Below are 19092 nucleotides of genomic sequence, written 5' to 3' on the forward strand. Positions count from 1 at the left end.
TGTGTCAATCTGCCTCGTTATAGTAACATAAAAGCATGGCATAAAAAAAAGCATGACATAAAAAGCGCTCACCCGCTTGAAATACTGCGCATAGTTGCCGTTAGTTGTGTGAGTGGTTACGCTGGCTGTGGTGATTAGTGCCATGGCTTTATTATTGCTACCGATGACCTATCAAACCTATGCCAAAGCCTTCACCATGCCTGCCATCACTTGGTTGTGGGTGATGGGGCTCAGTCTAGTGGGTACCGTGATTCCGTTTTTCTTGTATATGTCAGCCCTGCATAAACTCCCTGCGACCAAAGCCTCAGTATTCACCGTGTTTGAGCCGTTTACCGCGATTGTATTGTCGATCGTATTACTGCACCAATCGCTCAATGGCATGCAGTACTCAGGGATGGTATTAATCCTTTTAGCCACCCTCCTAAATTCTATCAAACTGCCCTTGCAGCGTCATCGACAACTCACAGAAGTCGATACTCAAGTCTAATAACAGCCCAAACCGCCTAAACATCCTTGATTTGGGCTTCACTATATTGGTATCAAGGCTCACTGCACCAATGTGGCACAGCCCTTGCATTCTATAAAACCATATATTTTTTATATAGTTAGATAGATATGGCTTGGCACTCAGTCCTTACCTTAGCTTTTGACGCCCAACATGCGGGTGAGCATGCTCGCACCAATTTGGTACAACGCCACCACCAAGGCGCCTTGCGGGTACAAAAAGCCTTGTATCCTGAAAGCGGTGAACAGCAAGGTATTTGTCATGTCATCATGCTGTATCCGCCTGCTGGCATCGCCTTAGGCGATAAACTCGATATTGACATTGGCGTAAAACATCACGCCCACGCTGTGATTACCACGCCCGGGGCAAATAAATGGTACGGCAATTTACCAAGTTACACCGCTAACAAGCAAACCGATGATAGCCCATCAGCCAGAAAAACCCAAGAAACCAAAAAAAACCAAGAAACTCAAGAGAATTCAAATAGTTATGCTGTTCAAAATGTCACGGTTTATCTACAAGATGACAGCCGTTTTGAATGGCTACCGCAAGAAAACTGTTTTTATAACGCAAGTTTTGCCCATGCCACCAATCAGTTTTTTATCAGCCCAGCTGCCAGTGTTATCGCTTGGGAAATTAACCTGTTAGGGCGAGAGTATCATGGCGAGCGCTACAGTACAGGCGAGATGCGGTTATCAAACCTATTTTGGCGCGTGGATGAGCAGCCCAAATTGCTGCTTGCTGATACCTTACATCACTGTGCCGAACACGATTGGTTTGGCTCAGCCGTGGGTCTCAATAACCATAGCGTCTTTGCGAGCTTATGGGTTGTGCCAAGCGTTGATGCGCAAAAACAGCTGATTGAATGGGTCAAGCAATTACGCTTATTTATCGACCACCATAGCTTGCCTGTCTCTTGCACCCAAACAGGCGAGGTGATGATTATTCGCTATTTGGGGGATGATGTCCGCCAATGTTTTGACAGTTTTGGTGCAGTTCGTGGTGAGATTCGCACTTTAATGTGGCAACAAGACAGTCATTTGCCCCGAATTTGGGCAACCTAATGGCAGTGAAGGTCTAATTTTTAACACTGAAAAAATAATTGGAGTAACCCATGCATTTAACCCCCGCCGAAAAAGATAAATTACTCATTTTTACCGCAGGACTGGTTGCCGAGCGCCGCAAACAACGTGGCTTAAAACTTAACTATCCAGAAGCAATAGCCTATATCAGTATGTTGGTGCTCGAAGGCGCAAGAGAGGGCAAAACAGTGGCACAGTTGATGGGCGAAGGCACCACGTGGCTTAGGGTTGAGGATGTGATGGATGGTATCGCCGAGATGATTGACGATGTGCAAGTGGAAGCCACCTTTCCAGATGGTACCAAACTGGTGACCATTCACCAACCGATTGTGTAATTTAAACAGTATAAGGGGTAAACCATGAAAGTTGGCGAATATAAGCTAAAAGACCAAGCCATTATCCTGAATGAAGGGCGCGCCGTCCAAACTATTTTGGTCAAAAATACCGGCGACAGACCGATTCAAATCGGCTCTCACTACCATTTTGCCGAAGCCAATGACGCACTGGCGTTTGACCGTGACAAGGCGCTTGGGTTTCGCTTAAATATCTTATCGGGTACAGCAGTGCGTTTTGAGCCCGGGCAAGCGCGAACAGTTGAACTGGTCGAGTTTGGTGGCAACAAGGCGATTTTTGGGTTTGCTGGGCGGGTGATGGGGCAAGCCACCGCATCTGTGGATACTGCAAGTTTACCAAAATCACAAAAAACCGTACCCCGCCAAATGTATGCCGAGCATTTTGGCTTAACCGTGGGCGATAAACTGCGTCTTGCTGATACCGAGCTGTGGCTCGAAGTGGAAAAAGACTTTACCAGCTATGGTGAAGAGGTCAAATTTGGTGGTGGCAAAGTGATTCGTGATGGCATGGGGCAAGGGCAGCGCCCGTTTGCTGAGGTGGCTGACACCGTGATTACCAACGCGCTTATCTTGGATTATACCGGGATTTATAAAGCCGATGTGGCGATAAAAGACAGCCGAATTTGGGCGATTGGCAAGGCGGGCAACCCCGATATTCAGCCCAATGTCACCATTGCTATTGGCGCAAGCACTGAGATTATTGCAGGTGAAGGCAAAATTTTGACCGCGGGCGGGATTGATACGCATATTCACTTTATCGCGCCACAGCAGGCGGAAGTTGCGTTGATGTCTGGGGTGACCACCATGATTGGCGGTGGTTCAGGGCCTGCGCAAGGTACACTTGCCACCACCTGCACCAACGGCAAATACCATATCGAAACCATGCTCAAAGCCCTTGATGATATGCCCATGAACATTGGGCTACTGGGCAAAGGCAATGTCAGCTTGCCGCAGCCGATTATCGAGCAAATCGAAGCGGGCGTGGTCGGGCTAAAACTGCATGAAGACTGGGGCACCACGCCGCAAGCGATTGATAACTGCTTGAGCGTTGCCGAAGAGTATGATGTGCAAGTGGCGATTCACACCGATACGCTCAACGAAAGTGGCTATCTAGAAAGCACGCTAAATGCCTTTAAAGACCGCTGTATTCACACCTTTCACACCGAAGGCGCAGGCGGCGGGCACGCCCCTGATATTTTGCGGGCGATTGGCGAGCCGCATGTGTTGCCGTCTTCGACCAACCCCACGCGTCCGTTTACCATCAACACCATTGATGAGCATCTCGACATGCTGATGGTCTGTCACCATTTGAGCCCTGCGATTGCCGAAGATATCGCCTTTGCTGAGAGCCGTATCCGCCAAGAAACCATCGCCGCTGAAGATATTTTGCACGATTTGGGGGCAATCTCGATGATGAGTAGCGACTCGCAAGCGATGGGACGGGTGGGCGAGGTAATTATCCGCACTTGGCAAACGGCGGATAAAATGAAGCGCCAACGTGGATTTTTAGCACCTGATACAGTGAGCCAAAATGCGTCTAATATTGGGCTTCATGACATCGACCCAGTGACAGAAGATACAGTGACCGAAGATACAGTGACAGAAAATGACAATTTTCGCATTAAACGCTATATCGCCAAATACACCATCAATCCCGCTATTACCCACGGTATTGCTGAGGAAGTCGGTTCGGTAGAAGTCGGTAAATGGGCGGATTTGGTGCTATGGTCGCCCAAATTCTTTGGGGTAAAACCTGACACGATTTTAAAAGGTGGTAGCATCGCCGCTTACCCGATGGGCGATATCAATGCCTCCATCCCAACCCCGCAGCCGGTGCATTATCGTCCGATGTTCGCAAGCCTTGGTAAAGCCACCCACCAAACCAGTATCACCTTTGTATCCAAAATCGCCTTTGACAACAATATCCAACATAAGCTCGGTTTGCAAAAAGTGATTCGACCCGTGCAGGGTATTCGTAACATTCGCAAAAAAGATATGCGGTTTAATAGCTATTGCCCCGAGATGTCGATCAACCCAGAAACCTATGAAGTACGTGCCGATGGTCAGCTTCTCACTTGCGAGCCGTCGGCTGTGTTGCCAATGGCACAGCGTTATTTTTTATTTTAAAAGGCTACCAATGAAAATTTTTACCCAACGTCTCGAACAACCAACCGCTGAACAAACAGCGATATTGGCAACGCAACAACAAAACGGACAGTATTTACAACTCGATTTTGACACACGCCAGCGGTCACGCTTTCGTGCGAACCTGCAAAATGGTGAAGCCATTGGCATAGATTTGCCCCGTACTGGCACGTTAAAAGATGGTGATGTGGTACAAAATGCGTCAGGCGACATGATACAAATTTTTGCCAAACCGCAAACCCTCACCAAAGTCACCGCCGACAATGCCTTCGAACTGATGCGCGGAGCCTATCATTTGGGCAATCGTCATGTACCACTGATGCTCGTTGAGCAGGGTCAAGCGCAGTATGCCTTGTACTTTGAGCCCGATTATGTGCTTGCCGATATGCTGGTGAAGTTAGGCTTAACCGTGAGCGAAGTGGAACACGCTTTTGAACCAGAAACAGGGGCGTATGGGCATGGCGGGCATTCACAGGGGCATGATAATCGGTTAAGCCATGCCGACACGCAAAGCACAATCGTCGGCGATTTAACCAAAGCCACGTTTTTTTCATGAAAACGATGACAACAACGTCGCACCTTACGCAGAAGGCGCCGCCCCAACAATTGCTTAAGCTGATGATGCTGGCGTCGAGCAATTTGCCGATTGGTAGTTATACCTATTCCCAAGGCGTGGAGTCTGCCATTGAGCAAGGCTTTATCCATGATGAAGCCAGTAGTTTGGCGTTTTTGCAAGCGTATCAACAAGAGGTCTTACTCAATTTTGAATTGCCGCTGATGGCAAGTATGATGCAGCTATCAGCGCAAAAAAATCACCACAACTTGGTGGATAGTCTAGCCAATTTTTATGGGGCAAGCCGTGATAGCCATGAATTTTTATTAGAGAGTCAACAATTGGCGCAGGCATTTTGTGCTTGGCTCGATGGCGTGCTCGACCTTGCGATGCCACAAGATTGGATAGCGCAAGGCTATTTACCGTTATTCGCTCGCTTGGCGTATTTTTGGCAACTGCCGATAGCCGATAGCTTGACGACTTATGCGTTTGCTCAAATGGAAAATCTGACCTTAGCGATTGTCAAAACCTTGCCGCTGGGACAAATGGCAGGGCAGCGTATTATTTGGCAATTGGGGCAAGCGATGGATGAACCGATTGCCAAGCTTTGCCAAACGCAAGCCAGCAAAGTCAAAACGGCATTGACAGCCATCCATCATCGGCAAGCGGTTGTGGCTAAGCTACAAAACATTGCGCCACAATTTTTACAAGCACAGCAGCATGCCCAAACATTACTGATTTTAATCAAACACTTGCAACTATCAGCGTCTGTACCGTCGTTGGCAGAATTATCCTGTCATCATGAACAACAATACAGTCGTCTGTTTCGTTCCTAAAACCCCTGTTCCTAAACCCCTGTCTTTAATATCACTCACAAGGAAATCCCATGACTGGCTTTACCCAAAAAGAACCAACCCAACAGCCTCGCTTATCCCCGTTACGCCTTGGCATTGGCGGGCCTGTTGGCTCTGGCAAAACCGCTTTGACCTTGAGTCTGTGTCGCCGTCTCAAAGACGTGTACAACATGGCGGTGATTACCAACGATATTTATACCAAAGAAGATTCGGAGTTTTTGACCCGCCACGATGCCATGCCCGCTGAGCGGATTATCGGCGTGGAAACGGGCGGCTGTCCACACACAGCGATTCGTGAAGATGCATCGATTAATCTTAATGCCGTGGCTACCTTGCAAAATCGCTTTGACGGTCTTGAGCTGATTATCATTGAGTCGGGCGGTGATAACTTGGCGGCGACCTTTAGCCCAGAGTTGTCGGATTTGACTATTTATGTGATTGATGTGAGTGCAGGCGACAAAATCCCCCGCAAAGGTGGTCCCGGGATTACCAAATCAGATTTGCTGATTATCAATAAAACTGACCTTGCGCCACTCGTGGGCGCGGATTTGTCGATTATGGACAAAGACGCCAAAAAAATGCGCGGCGATAAGCCGTTTGTGTTTAGCAACATGAAAACTCAAGACGGTTTGGATGACATTATCAAATTTATCCAACAACAGGGCATGCTAAGAGCGCTAGAGATTCCGTCACAGCCTGTCCAACATTTACCCAGCTCAAGCGAAAATATGTAAAAAATGCGATAAAATCAAGGAGACCTAATGAAAACTTTAAACCAAAAAACAACCCAAAAAACAACCCACAAAACGATGTTGGCAGCCGCGCTTTTTAGCCTTTCAAGTGTGGCAGTGGCGCATGTCGGTCATGGTTTAACCCATCATGCAGGTGCAAGTTCGGTAGATTTAATGGCTGCTATCACCGCAGGGCTCATGCATCCTATCTCAGGTCTTGACCACGTGGTGCTTGCAGTTGGCATGGGCATGGTGTTTGCCCGTCAGCAAAAACTGGGTTTAGGCTTATTGGTGACAAGCTTACTGTTAGGCTTTGCTTTGGTGCAACTATCTCATGTGGCGATTGGCTCATCGATTATTGAAGGTGCGATTTTGCTATCGGTGGTGTTGACAGCGGTCGCAGTTTTGGCGCAGCGCACCAAGATAGCACAAGCCAATCAAAAAAGCTTTTCACTTATGATGGCAATGAGCTTATTTGGTTTGACGTTATTTCATGGGATGGCGCATGCCGTGGAGATGCCAGTCAGTAGCGTGAGTCAAGGCTTTGGCTTAGGCATGATAACCGCGATGTCCGCCTTGTTTGCTGTGGGTGCAGGGGTGATGAATTGGGTAAAATCACAATCCCATGCCCATCCCAAGCTGTCTTGGCTACCTTCAATCATGGCGGCATTGGGCATGGCACTGGTATTGGCTAACTAGTGATTAACTAGGGGTTAACAACATTTTTGATAAAAAGTGCAAGCTGTCTGGCTTGCACTTTTTTTATGCAACAAATTGGGTAATGTCGCAAAGACACTGACGATAAAGCGTAATTTGGCGTCAATCAATACTAGAGCAATGCTAGGTGAGTGCTAGAGCAATGCCAAATAAATGCTAGATGAATGGTAATAGTGCAAAAAACCATTGCCATTCATCAGATTGGTGAAATCGCTAAGGTTGCCAAAGTTTACCCATTTTTTACCAAGGAGCAGCATTTAGCCAATGGGTGATTATTTAAAATAAATTTTTTTAATCTTATTAACTTAAAATTTTGATTTAATTGATAAAATTTTCAAAAATAGCTTTTAACAGGCAGATTGGCACACTAATTGAATTGTCACTATAGTCAGTTAAGACAACCAGCAACCGATAGCCAAAGCCTATCCGTTACGCCCTACCTTAAAACGGCAATCCATCTATTTTAGGAGTGACACATGTTAGACAAAAAAACCACCGAGCTAACCACGACTGAGCGTCAATTAAGCCGTCGTGCATTTGGCAGATCCTTGGTTGCCCTAGCGGTAACGGGCAGTATGATGTTGACAGGTTGTTCAAAACCGCAATCATCAAGTGACGCCAAACCAGCCAGTGGCACGTCAACCACTGCTGCCACCGGTAGTGCACCTGCCCCTAGCAATGGCGATACCATCAAAGTGGGTATCTTGCATTCACTCTCAGGTACTATGGCAATCTCTGAAACATCGCTCAAAAACACCGCATTGATGGCGATTGACGAAATCAATGCCAAAGGTGGGGTGATGGGCAAAAAACTTGAGCCTGTGGTTGTTGACCCTGCCTCAGACTGGCCATTGTTCGCCGAAAAAGCGCGCCAGCTACTAACACAAGACAAAGTCGCGGTTATTTTTGGCTGCTGGACATCGGTTTCTCGTAAGTCTGTGTTGCCTGTGGTTGAAGAATTAAACGGCTTATTGTTCTACCCTGTGCAGTACGAAGGACAAGAGCAGTCCAAAAACATCTTTTATACCGGCGCCGCGCCCAACCAACAAGCCATTCCTGCGGTCGAGTACTTGATGTCACCAGAAGGCGGCGGTGCCAAACGCTTTGTGCTATTGGGTACTGACTATGTGTACCCCCGTACCACCAATAAGATTTTACGGGCGTTCTTAAAGTCTAAAGGCGTGGCAGATAGCGACATTATGGAAGAATATACCCCATTTGGCTTTAACAATTACCAAACCATCGTGGGTAATATCAAAAAATTCTCAGCGGGTAAAAAGACCGCCGTTATCTCCACCATCAATGGCGACTCAAACGTCCCCTTCTACCGTGAGCTTGGTAACCAAGGCATCAAAGCGGCGGATATTCCTGTGATGGCGTTCTCTGTGGGCGAAGAAGAACTTCGCGGTATCGACACCACCCCATTAGTCGGACACTTGGCAGCATGGAACTACTTTCAATCGCTCAAAAACCCTGTAAACATCAAGTTTGTGAACGCTTATAAAAAATACGCCATTGACCACAAACTGCCAAATGCCGATAAAGTAGTGACCAATGACCCCATGGAAGCCACCTATGTGGGTATCAATATGTGGAAACAAGCGGTTGAAAAAGCGGGCTCCACCGATGTGGATAAAGTCCGTGCTGCCATGGCAGGTCAAAGCTTTGCCGCGCCATCGGGCTACACGCTAACCATGGATGCCGAAAATCACCACTTACACAAACCTGTGATGATTGGGCAAATCCGTGCCGATGGTCAGTTTGATGTGGTTTACAAAACCAAAGATACCATTAGAGCTGAACCTTGGAGTCCTTATATCCCAAAATAAGTATCCCAAAATAAGTATCCCAAAATAAGTATCCCAAAATAAGCCTTTCCAATAAGCTTGAATGAAGTTAACAATCGATGTTGTAACAGCCATACCGCGCATCAATACCCCAGCTGGTATGGCTTATTTTTTTGCCAAAATTTTACGATTTCACCTTTTATTGATTTAAACATTGATCCGTCACACCACCAAACAGATGGACTAATCATAAAGACTAATCATACAAACTAAGGAGCGACCATCATGCTCAATGGTAATCATTCTCTCGGGCAGTTTTTGCAAAAAAGTAAAAAAATTGTGCTCGGCATGTCGCTAGCGACCACGATGGGCATTGCGTTGCCAAGCGTGAGTAATGCACAGGCAAGTACCGCTTCGGCAACTACGATGCCCAGTGCAGCAGCCACAGCAGCCCCAACTACCGCAGCCACCAGCACGGCAGCCACAAGCACGACAGCCAGCGCAGGCGATGATATTCAAAAATTCGTAGCCGCCGATTTTGCAGGGCGTCAAGCCATGCTCAACAACTGGACAGGCACCAGCCAATCCTATGACAAGCTGGTCGAGCTGATTAACAAAGACGAGCTGTACCGTGATGATGCCGGTAATGTCTATACCCTAGAAAATACCGACCAACTCTACAGTTATCCTGCGCATACTTTGGTAAGCAATTGGCCAAGCGACCTAAACCAAGTCACACTCAATAACGCGCTGCGTTCGGCGTTGACCTTAGGGCAAACCAAAGCCAAACTCAAATCCGACGATGCCAGCGAGCGCCTTAAAGCGGTGGATATCCTAGCCGACAATATCGCCACACTCGATAAAAAAACCGTTGCCGATATTTATGCCAATGAAAAAGACAGTACGGTAAAAGCAGCATTGGCGCAACTGCAAGCGCGTATGGATTTGCAATCGGGAGATGAGATGACCCAGATTGCGGCATTAAAAACCTTGGCGTCTAGTAACAGTCCCGACGTGTTAGCCGATATCGAAGCGATGGCAAAACAAACTAATCATTCACCCGAGCTCAAACAAGCCTTACAAACAACCCAAGACAAAGTCAAATCGCGTATCAAAGCCAGTGAGTGGGCAGGACACGTGTTTTCTGGCTTAAGCACTGCCAGTATTTTGTTGTTGGCGGCATTGGGACTTGCCATTACTTACGGTCTATTGGGTGTCATTAACATGGCGCATGGTGAGCTCATTATGATTGGTGCCTATACCACCTATGTGGTGCAAAGTTTTTTTAAAAGCCATTTGGCAGGCTATGTCGATTGGTACATCCTTGCCGCGATTCCGCTGGCGTTTTTGGTGAGCGCCGTCATTGGCATGATTATCGAGCGGGTGGTGATACGTCCGCTGTATGGCAGACAGCTAGAAACCTTGCTTGCCACGTTTGGGGTGAGTTTGATTCTGATGCAGTTAGTTCGCATGATTTTTGGGGCACAAAACGTCGAAGTCTCCAATATTTCATGGCTAAGCGGTGCTGTCGCCTTGACCCCAAGCTTGATGCTGCCATACAACCGTATTGCCATTATCGGTTTTACTATTATCATATTGTTATTATTGGTGTTTTTACTCAAATACACCCGCTTTGGTCTGTTTGTACGTGCTGTGACCCAAAACCGGCAAATGGCGCGCGCGGTGGGTATTCGCTCGGCGCGTGTCGATATGTTGGCGTTTGGGCTTGGCTCTGGCTTGGCAGGTTTGGCAGGCTGTGCTTTGGCGCAAGTGGGCAACGTCAGTCCTGATTTGGGGCAAAACTATATCATCGATGCGTTCTTGGTAGTAGTGGTCGGCGGTGTCGGTCAAATTTGGGGGGCAGTACTGGCAGCCCTAGGTCTAGGCGTGAGTGGCACGGTGCTTGAGATTGGCATGGGTGCGGTGATTGCCAAAATCATTTTGTTGGTGCTGGTGGTGCTATTTATCCAAAAACGCCCACAAGGTCTATTTGCCCTTAAAGGTCGCTTTGTCGAGTAATCATTAGAGAGTGAAAGAATGCGTATTTTACAATTATTTGCAGATAAACCAGTGAGTCGCTTGGCAATTATGGGCTGTTTTGCGGTATTGATGGTGTTGCCTTGGTTGCACTTGCTGCCTGCCGATTCGGCGCTGCATTTATCCGCTTATTGGGTCACTTTGATTGGCAAAATCATGTGTCTGGCGATGGTAGCTTTGGCACTGGACTTGGTATGGGGATATGCGGGGATTTTGAGCCTTGGGCATGGCTTGTATTTTGCCCTTGGCGGCTATGCGATGGGTATGTATCTGATGCGCCAAGCATCAGGCAACAGCTTGCCGGAGTTTATGCGGTTTTTGAGCTGGGATAAAATGCCTTGGTTTTGGGCAGGGACAGACAACTTTGCTTGGGCGATGATATTGGTGGTGCTGGTGCCGGCAGTGGTGGCTTTTATATTTGGGTTTTTTGCCTTTCGCTCAAAAATCAAAGACGTGTATTTCTCAATTATCACCCAAGCCATGGTGTTTGCCGCATCACTGTTATTTTTCCGTAACGAAACTGGGTTTGGCGGTAACAACGGTTTTACCGGGTTTAAAACCATCTTGGGCATGGACATTGCTGCTCCCATGACGCGCACCTTGCTATGTTTTGCCACAGCATTGGTGCTGATGCTTGCCTACTTGGGCTTGCGTTATTTGATGCACAAGCCGTATGGTCGCGTACTGGGCGCCGTGCGTGATAGCGAAAACCGTTTGCAATACCTTGGCTACCGTACCCTTTGGTACAAGCTATCTGCGTGGGTGTTATCGGCGATTATCGCAGGGATTGCTGGCGCGTTGTATGTACCACAAGTGGGCATTATCAACCCCAGTGAGATGAACCCTGTCAACTCGATTGAAATGGCGGTCTGGGTTGCCACAGGTGGACGCGGCACGCTGATTGGGGCGATATTGGGCGCAGGTGTGGTCAATGCGGTGAAAACTTACTTTACCGTGGCGTATCCCGAAGCTTGGCTATTGATTTTGGGCGGCTTGTTTGTGGTCGTCACCTTGTTTTTACCCAAAGGCATTATTGGTCTATTGGACAACATCACGCATGGCAAAAAAACGGCCAAGCCAAGCGTAAAAAATATGGAAACAAACATTGAAACAAACATGGAAGCAAAAAAAGAATCTTAGGCGGCATGGGCTTCAGGGGCGGCACGCCTGCAACCCAGTAGTTAGTTTGATGATACCCGATGACTAATACCCCATAAACACCCCATTAATAACACATCAAAGAGTCTGTTATGAATACAAACGATAATAATATCAATGACTTTGCTGAGAGTAACTACGGACGGCTAAAGTCACCAGAAGCGGATTTTAGCAAAGGCATTGCCCTATATATGGAAGATGTCAGCGTGTGGTTTGATAAATTCCGCGCCTTAAACAACTTATCCTTGTACATCAAAGAAGGCGAGCTGCGTTGTATCATCGGACCTAATGGTGCGGGTAAAACCACGCTAATGGACGTGATTACCGGCAAAACTCGCCCCACTAAAGGGTCAGTGTATTTTGGACAAACCCACAATCTTGCCAGCATGACCACTGAGCAAATTGCCGAAGCTGGCATTGGGCGAAAATTTCAAAAACCCACGGTGTTTGAAAATTTTACCGTCATGGAGAACTTACTGCTTGCCGCACCCAAAGACAAGCGGGTCAAAAAAAGCCTGTTTAGCAAGCTTGACCCAGATGCCCAAAATGCCCTTGACCAGACTTTAGCCACGATTCGCTTGGGTGAGTTTGTCAATAAACCTGCAGGATTGTTGTCGCACGGGCAAAAACAATGGCTGGAGATTGGGATGCTACTGATGCAGCGCCCCAAGCTGATTTTGCTCGATGAGCCAGTGGCAGGCATGACCGATGCCGAAACCGAACGCACCGCCGAGCTATGTTTGGAGCTCAAAAAAGACCATACCTTGGTGGTGGTTGAGCATGACATGAGCTTTATTGACACCATCAGTGAGCAAGTGACGGTATTGGCGCAAGGGGCGATTTTGGCACAAGGGACGCTTGCCGAAGTACAAGCCAACGACGATGTCATCGAAAAATATCTAGGGCGATAGGGGATAGCGATGTTAGAAGTAAACACAATCAATCAATATTATGGCGGTAGTCATATTTTGCGCGATGTCAGTTTGACCGCGCCTGTGGGTGAGTGTTCTGTGGTACTCGGTCGCAATGGCGTGGGTAAAACCACACTGTTAAAGTGCCTGATGGGGGTTTTACCGATTAAATCGGGTCAAATTTTGCTAGATGGCAAGGACATCAGCAAATTATCGCCCGAAAACCGTGTGCGCGCAGGCATGGCGTATGTGCCACAAGGGCGAGATATTTTCTCAACCTTAACCGTAGAAGAAAATATCTTGATTGGCATGGCAAAGTTTAAAGGCAGCAAAGCCAAAAAAGTCCCAAGCCATTTGTACGAGATTTTTCCCGTGCTCAATGAGATGAGCCAGCGCCGCGGCGGTGACTTGTCAGGCGGTCAACAACAACAATTAGCGATAGCCAGGGCATTGGCATCTGAGCCACAGGTGCTGATTTTGGACGAGCCGACTGAAGGGATTCAGCCATCGATTATCAAAGATATCGGGCGGGTGATTCGTCGCTTGGCTAACCAAGGCGATATGGCGATTATTTTGGTCGAGCAGTTTTATGACTTTGCTGAAGAACTTGCCGACAACTATACGGTAATGGCACGGGGGCAAGTCATCGCCCAAGGCAAGGGCAGTGATATGCCAGAAAAAGGCATCAGGGAGTTAGTGGCAATTTAGTAAATAGCCAACGATGCGAGTGTTAGCTTTTAGCCAGATGGCTGTCATCTGGCTAAAAATTTGCTGATAAAAATTGATTGATTAAAAAGTGTGATTACGCTGCATTAACCTTCACATTACTTTGGACTAATCACTTTGGACTCGTCATGGCTTCAGGTTTGACCCACTCATCAAATTGGGTGTCAGTCAATAAACCTAACTCAACGGCAACTTGTTTTAAGGTTTTATTTTCTTTATAAGCAGTTTTGGCAATTTTTGCTGCATTTTCATAGCCGACATGGCGATTGAGCGCGGTGACTAACATCAATGAGTTGTGCAAGAAATAATCAATTTTTTCTGTCACAGGCTCGATGCCTACCGCGCAATGGTCATTGAAGCTGTCACAAGTATCGGCCAGTAAGCGAATCGATTGCAGTAGGTTGTAGCCAATGACTGGCATAAACACATTGAGTTCAAAATTACCCGACGCGCCCGCCATATTGATGGTGACATCGTTACCCATCACTTGCGCGACGACCATCGTCATGGCTTCAGACTGGGTCGGATTGACTTTACCTGGCATGATGGATGAGCCTGGCTCATTTTCAGGGATTTTAAGCTCGCCAATCCCACATCTAGGACCTGAAGCCAACCAGCGCACATCATTGGCAATTTTATTAAGGCTTGCCGCCAAGGTTTTTAGGGCACCTGAGGCAAAAACTTCAGCGTCTCTGGCCGCTAACGCTTCAAATTTATTGGGCGCGGTGACAAACGGAATTTGTGTTAAATCCGCTAAGGTCTGTGCGACAGTCTGCGCATAGTCAGGATGCGCATTGAGTCCTGTACCGACTGCAGTACCGCCTAAAGGCAGTTCATACAGACCTTGTAGCGCGGCATCTAGACGAATGAGCGCATGATCTAACTGACTGACATAGCCGCTAAACTCTTGTCCTAGCGTCAAAGGGGTGGCGTCTTGCAAATGGGTACGTCCGATTTTTACAATGCTAGCAAACTGCTCAGCTTTGCTTGCTAAGGTGTCACGCAGTTTTTGCACCGCAGGGATAAGCAGATAGACAATCTGACGCGCCGCCGCTACTCGAATCGCGGTGGGAAAGCTGTCATTGGTAGATTGGGCATGATTGACATCGTCATTGGGATGAATCGGCTGATAACTACCTTTGCCTTGACCGACAAGTTCATTGGCGCGGTTGGCAATCACTTCATTCATATTCATGTTTGACTGGGTGCCAGAGCCTGTCTGCCAAACTACTAAAGGAAATTGGTCACGCAGTGCCCCGTTGATGATTTCATCGGCGGCCTGCACGATAAGGTCACGTTTATCATCACTGATACGCCCTAATTTGGCATTGGTGATGGCGGCGGCTTTTTTGACCAGTGCCATGGCTTCAATCAGCGGCTGTGGTAAGGTTTCGCCACCGATTTTAAAGTTATTGCGGCTACGCTCGGTTTGCGCGCCCCAGTAGGCATCTATAGGGACGTTGACAGCGCCCATGGTGTCTTTTTCGCTGCGAAATTGCTGGGTATCGGTTTGGTTGTCGGTTGTCATTATTGTTCTCTTTTTTAGTGAATTTTTTGATTCTGTCATTATCAAAGCGGCTGGTTATCGCCACCTATGCACCAAAGCACATATGCCCCAAAGCACATATGCCCCAAAGTACAAGGTAAAGTTTAACAGAGTTATTGACCTTGACTTCCTCCCCTTGCTAAAGCAAGGGGATTCCTTCTACAAGACGGTCAAGCCCGACCGCAAGAATGTTCTTACTGGCATTGATATCTCTATCATGCCATGTGCCACACGAAGCACATATCCATTCTCTTATTCGCAAGCCTGCTCTACCTTTCGGACTATTGGCGGTGATTTCACCGCAACACGAACATCGCTGGGTCGTGTATCTCTCATTCACGATTTCAAAACGGCAACCTGCGTTCTCGCATTTGTAGGTCAGTTGTCGTTTCAGTTCAAACCAGCCTGCATCGTAAACCGATTTGGCGAGTTTGCCTTTTTTACTATTAAATTGATTACTCTGAATATCACCGACCACGATTAGGGCATTATCTTTAACTAATTGGGTGGTGAATTTATGTATCAGGTCTTGGCGTGTGTTTTTGATTTTGGCATGGATAGCCTTGATACGTTTTTTGTTGTTTGAGCGTTGGGCTATAGCTAATTGTTTTGCATATTTTAGCGTTTGCTTAATGGTTAGCTTGTCACCGTTTGAGGCGGTGGCACTGTCTTTAAGTCCTAAGTCAATACCTACACTACCTGTACCGCATGATTGTTTGGGATAGTCTTTGACGGTGATACAGGCATACCAACGGTTACGGCTGTCTTGGACTAGCTCGCAAGTGTTGATTTGATATAACGATAGATTGTAGCTGTCCCATAGGTCAATGACTAGCTTTTGCCCTTTGGCTAGGCTAAGTTGTAAGGTGGATTTTAGACCCTTTTTACCTGTGGCATGGGTGGCGATGTGTTTAATGGCGGATTGTTTAAAGGGTAGCCAGCCTAATGATTTACGTTTTGAATTTGGGTTGTTGGTTCGCCAGTTTAGTTTGGCTTTTTTGAATTGGCGACGCGATTTGGCGTGGGTTTCATTGATGGCTTGGATAGTCTGACTGTGTAAGCCTAGCAGTTCACCACTACCTTTGGTATATTCGTTTAAATCATACGCACTAAAGAATTTGCCAGTACGCTTAAGATGCTCGTAGCTTAACGCATTGACATAGTTCCATACGAAATTAACCAAACCACTTAGGCGGTTAAGCTTTGCTGTGTGTTTATCTCGTATGCATAGCTTGAGTGTTTTCATGCAAATTATTTTAGCAAAATTTATGCAAGCGTTATAGTGTACAAGTTGCCTTATATCCACCGCCTAAAGTCGGTGGTTTTACGGCAACGGATGATAAAAGTTTGACAATATGTGTCGTTTGTTATCTTTGTTAAAGTAAGCGGTAAAATGACGGCTGATACCGAAAGATAGCAAGCCAAATCTGATAACTACCAAAAGTGATGGCTAAATGTGATGGCTACCCAATCTATTGGTTAAGAGGCGCTTTTTTTCCAACCGGGTAAATGATAATTAAACGCCAGCGCGGCAATACGTAGCCCTGTGGTGGTGACGGTACTGATGAACATAATCACCCAAGCGGCAAGCGAGCTGTAAACTGCCAAAATCGCATACACCCAGCCGCCAACCAACGCACACATGGCATACGGACGATGGTCAAAAAACGCGGTGGGCATCTCACCACAGGCGATATCACGCATCACCCCGCCAAATACCCCAGTGATAATCCCCATGATGACTGATACCGCCATCGGCATACCGCTTGCCAGTGACGCTTGTACCCCAGAGGCGACAAACAAGCCCAACCCTAACGCATCTGCCAATTGAATCGCCGCAGGCGTGATACGAAACGGGCGGCGGCTATTGACTAGCATCACCACAATACAAAGCGCAAACACCAGCCATAACATCAGCTCTTGGGACACCCAAAAAAATGGTCGCCGCTCTAGCAAAATATCACGCAGCGTACCACCCCCATACGCCGATAAAAATCCCAGCACCGCCACCCCAAACATATCCATACGTTTGCGCACGCCTGCTAAGATACCTGACAAGGCAAAAGCAATGGTGCCGATGACTTCTACGGCGATTCTGAGTGATTCACCCCAAGGTGCCAAATCAGTTAGCTGCATAGCATAACAACCAAACAATCATAAAAAATCACATGATAGCATACCAGAGGCGCGGTATAACCAGAAGCGCGGGATAACCAAAAACGCGGTATAAAACGCGGTATAAATGGACACGGGATGACACAGTGAAGAACCTGCTAGATGGTTTGACGTGGGTTTGTTTTTAACTGTGTGACAGTGGCTATTGCCAATAGCTCAGCGGTGAGTCTTCAAGTTCATTCAGAATTTTTCTCAGCCCATCTGACCAGTGTTGGCGGATGTTGGCAAAGTATTCATCGTTTTCATCAATGCGATACCCTTGTGGCATCTGTAGGCTGTCATTGTGATAGACCAACACATCAATGGGCATACCGACGGATAGGTTGGAGCGGATGGTTGAATCAAAAGAAATCAGAATGGCTCGCATCGCTGATTTGAGCGATGAATGATAATTCATGGAACGGTCTAAAATAGGCTTGCCATATTTACTTTCACCTAACTGGAAAAAAGGCGTATCGGTTGTTGCTCTGATGCAATTGCCTTCAGGGTAGATAAAATAAATTTCCGGGGATTGCCCCTTGATTTGCCCACCCAAGATAAAACTGCTTCTAAACTTGGTATCCGTTTCTTGTGCGATGGTTTGGGCATGGATGGTGGTTTCTCGCAAGCACTCACCCACCAATTGCGCGGCATCAAACAGGGTAGGGACAGTATGCAAGTTGCGCTCTTGCGCAAGTTTGATGGCGTTATCTAATTTGGTAAATACCGCTTGTGACGTCGCCAAGTTCCCCGCGGTCTGTAGCACCAAAAACCGCTCGCCTTCAATGCCGTATTGATACATTTTGCGAAACATCGATATTTGGTCGACGCCCGCATTGGTGCGAGTATCACTGGCGAAAATCATCCCGTCTTTGAGTCGGATACCCACACAATAGGTCATGGTTGTTCCTTTTTAGCAAATACTGGTTTAGCAAATATTGGTGAATCAATAGTGGCAAATTACTGCTGCGCTGCAAACTGCGCGTTAAGCTGCGGTATGTATTGGGGGCTTGTAGATACCATGACTTGACTATAAAGTCGCTCGTCACCGCCCCCTGTGCGCACCCCGCGCACGGGCGCCGCATCGGCATAGTCACGCCCAAAGGCGATGTAAACATGGCAATTGGGGGTAAAATGTTGGTTAGAGATATCAAAGGTGTACCAATTACCCGCAAGCAGAACTTCTGCCCATGCATGGCTTGCCATATGCGCTTGGGTCGCTTCATAAATATAACCCGATACATAGCGCGCTGCAATGCCTTTATCCCGTAGCAGCGCCAAAAATACATGGGTATGGTCTTGGCACACCCCAGCCGCCATCGCAAACGCTTGCTCTGCTGTGGTGCCGACATGGGTCACGCTTTTGGTATAGGGCATTTTATTGAGCAAGTCTTTTGCCAATGATTTGAGGATAGCTAACTGCGCATCAATGTCCTCACTTTGCAAAAACTGCTCAAGCGCGTCATGGGCAAATTCACGCATGGCTTCGGAGCATTGGGTCAGCTTGGTGGGTACGGCAAAAATCTGATACGGCACTTGCTGATTGTCAGGGATAAATAAAGTATCAGCGTTAATTTCTACTTCACCAAAGGCTTGAATTTGCAAGTTGTTGTGCGGTTCGTGACGGCTTAGGGTGAGCCATTGGTTGCCAAAGCCGTCCGTTTGCATTTGTGCAACCTTAGGCAGCATCACTTGCCAGTTATGAATGGTTTGGTGTGGCAGTGTCATCGGCGTCATGCGGATGTATTGCACACTGCGTAAGGCAAGTTGTTCATAAAAATAATTGGTTTGGTGGCTAATTATAAGTCTCATTGTGCTCTCACTAACTGCTTA

The 19092-nt window shown here is 47.3% G+C and carries 17 protein-coding genes and 1 pseudogene; 13 read left to right on the plus strand and 5 right to left on the minus strand.

What is annotated here, in order from left to right:
- Positions 1-142 precede the first annotated feature (142 nt).
- The 13 genes and pseudogenes from AXE82_RS07965 (at position 143) to urtE (ending at position 13541) form a co-directional block, all read left to right on the plus strand.
- Complete coding sequence (locus AXE82_RS07965; RefSeq protein WP_197931433.1) at positions 143-487, plus strand: EamA family transporter; 345 nt, start codon at positions 143-145, stop codon at positions 485-487.
- A 128-nt stretch (positions 488-615) separates the two neighbouring features.
- Entirely contained in the window at positions 616-1569 is a 954-nt protein-coding gene (locus AXE82_RS07970) for an urease accessory protein UreD (RefSeq protein ID WP_062333399.1), read from the plus strand.
- A 50-nt stretch (positions 1570-1619) separates the two neighbouring features.
- Complete coding sequence (ureA, locus tag AXE82_RS07975) at positions 1620-1922, plus strand: urease subunit gamma (RefSeq protein WP_060995978.1); 303 nt, start codon at positions 1620-1622, stop codon at positions 1920-1922.
- 24 nt (positions 1923-1946) lie between these two features.
- Positions 1947-4067: an urease subunit alpha gene (gene ureC / locus AXE82_RS07980; protein WP_082741441.1), complete on the plus strand. Its 2121-nt coding sequence runs from the start codon at positions 1947-1949 to the stop codon at positions 4065-4067.
- A gap of 10 nt (positions 4068-4077) precedes the next feature.
- Positions 4078-4641 carry an urease accessory protein UreE gene (gene ureE, locus AXE82_RS07985; protein WP_062333402.1) on the plus strand — a complete coding sequence of 188 codons (564 nt, stop codon included), beginning with the start codon at positions 4078-4080 and terminating at the stop codon, positions 4639-4641.
- Positions 4638-5474 (plus strand): urease accessory protein UreF, encoded by an 837-nt coding sequence (locus AXE82_RS07990; RefSeq protein ID WP_062333405.1) that lies wholly within the window; start codon positions 4638-4640, stop codon positions 5472-5474. Before ureE ends, AXE82_RS07990 begins: the two co-directional genes overlap by 4 nt.
- Before the next feature lie 50 nt (positions 5475-5524).
- Positions 5525-6226, plus strand: coding sequence for an urease accessory protein UreG (gene ureG, locus AXE82_RS07995; RefSeq protein ID WP_062333407.1), 702 nt, complete (start codon positions 5525-5527; stop codon positions 6224-6226).
- A gap of 27 nt (positions 6227-6253) precedes the next feature.
- Complete coding sequence (locus AXE82_RS08000; RefSeq protein ID WP_062333410.1) at positions 6254-6922, plus strand: HupE/UreJ family protein; 669 nt, start codon at positions 6254-6256, stop codon at positions 6920-6922.
- Positions 6923-7515: 593 nt separating this feature from the next.
- Positions 7516-8769: an urea ABC transporter substrate-binding protein gene (gene urtA / locus AXE82_RS08005; RefSeq protein ID WP_062334883.1), complete on the plus strand. Its 1254-nt coding sequence runs from the start codon at positions 7516-7518 to the stop codon at positions 8767-8769.
- A 384-nt stretch (positions 8770-9153) separates the two neighbouring features.
- On the plus strand, positions 9154-10746 hold the full coding sequence (urtB, locus tag AXE82_RS08010) for an urea ABC transporter permease subunit UrtB (RefSeq protein WP_062334884.1): 1593 nt from the start codon (positions 9154-9156) through the stop codon (positions 10744-10746).
- A gap of 18 nt (positions 10747-10764) precedes the next feature.
- Positions 10765-11811 (plus strand): annotated as a pseudogene (gene urtC / locus AXE82_RS08015) (urea ABC transporter permease subunit UrtC); the annotation flags it as partial.
- Positions 11812-12014: 203 nt separating this feature from the next.
- Positions 12015-12833 carry an urea ABC transporter ATP-binding protein UrtD gene (gene urtD, locus AXE82_RS08020; RefSeq protein WP_062333416.1) on the plus strand — a complete coding sequence of 273 codons (819 nt, stop codon included), beginning with the start codon at positions 12015-12017 and terminating at the stop codon, positions 12831-12833.
- Between the two features lie 9 nt (positions 12834-12842).
- Positions 12843-13541, plus strand: a complete 699-nt coding sequence (urtE, locus tag AXE82_RS08025; RefSeq protein ID WP_062333418.1) for an urea ABC transporter ATP-binding subunit UrtE — start codon at positions 12843-12845, stop codon at positions 13539-13541.
- 130 nt (positions 13542-13671) lie between these two features.
- Here the strand turns inward: urtE and fumC are convergent, their stop codons facing one another.
- From fumC to AXE82_RS08050, 5 genes are all read right to left on the minus strand, one after another.
- Complete coding sequence (fumC, locus tag AXE82_RS08030; protein WP_062333420.1) at positions 13672-15087, minus strand: class II fumarate hydratase; 1416 nt, start codon at positions 15085-15087, stop codon at positions 13672-13674.
- Positions 15088-15244: 157 nt separating this feature from the next.
- Positions 15245-16351 (minus strand): RNA-guided endonuclease InsQ/TnpB family protein, encoded by a 1107-nt coding sequence (locus AXE82_RS08035; protein ID WP_062333423.1) that lies wholly within the window; start codon positions 16349-16351, stop codon positions 15245-15247.
- A 233-nt stretch (positions 16352-16584) separates the two neighbouring features.
- On the minus strand, positions 16585-17241 hold the full coding sequence (locus AXE82_RS08040; RefSeq protein WP_062333426.1) for a trimeric intracellular cation channel family protein: 657 nt from the start codon (positions 17239-17241) through the stop codon (positions 16585-16587).
- A 181-nt stretch (positions 17242-17422) separates the two neighbouring features.
- The gene (locus tag AXE82_RS08045) at positions 17423-18160 is read right to left on the minus strand and encodes a proteasome-type protease (RefSeq protein WP_062333430.1); all 738 of its coding nucleotides are present in this window, start codon (positions 18158-18160) and stop codon (positions 17423-17425) included.
- A gap of 59 nt (positions 18161-18219) precedes the next feature.
- Positions 18220-19071: a transglutaminase family protein gene (locus tag AXE82_RS08050; RefSeq protein ID WP_062333433.1), complete on the minus strand. Its 852-nt coding sequence runs from the start codon at positions 19069-19071 to the stop codon at positions 18220-18222.
- Between the last annotated feature and the right edge of the window lie 21 nt (positions 19072-19092).

Origin of the sequence: Moraxella osloensis (assembly GCF_001553955.1) — a bacterium.
GTDB lineage: Bacteria > Pseudomonadota > Gammaproteobacteria > Pseudomonadales > Moraxellaceae > Faucicola > Faucicola osloensis.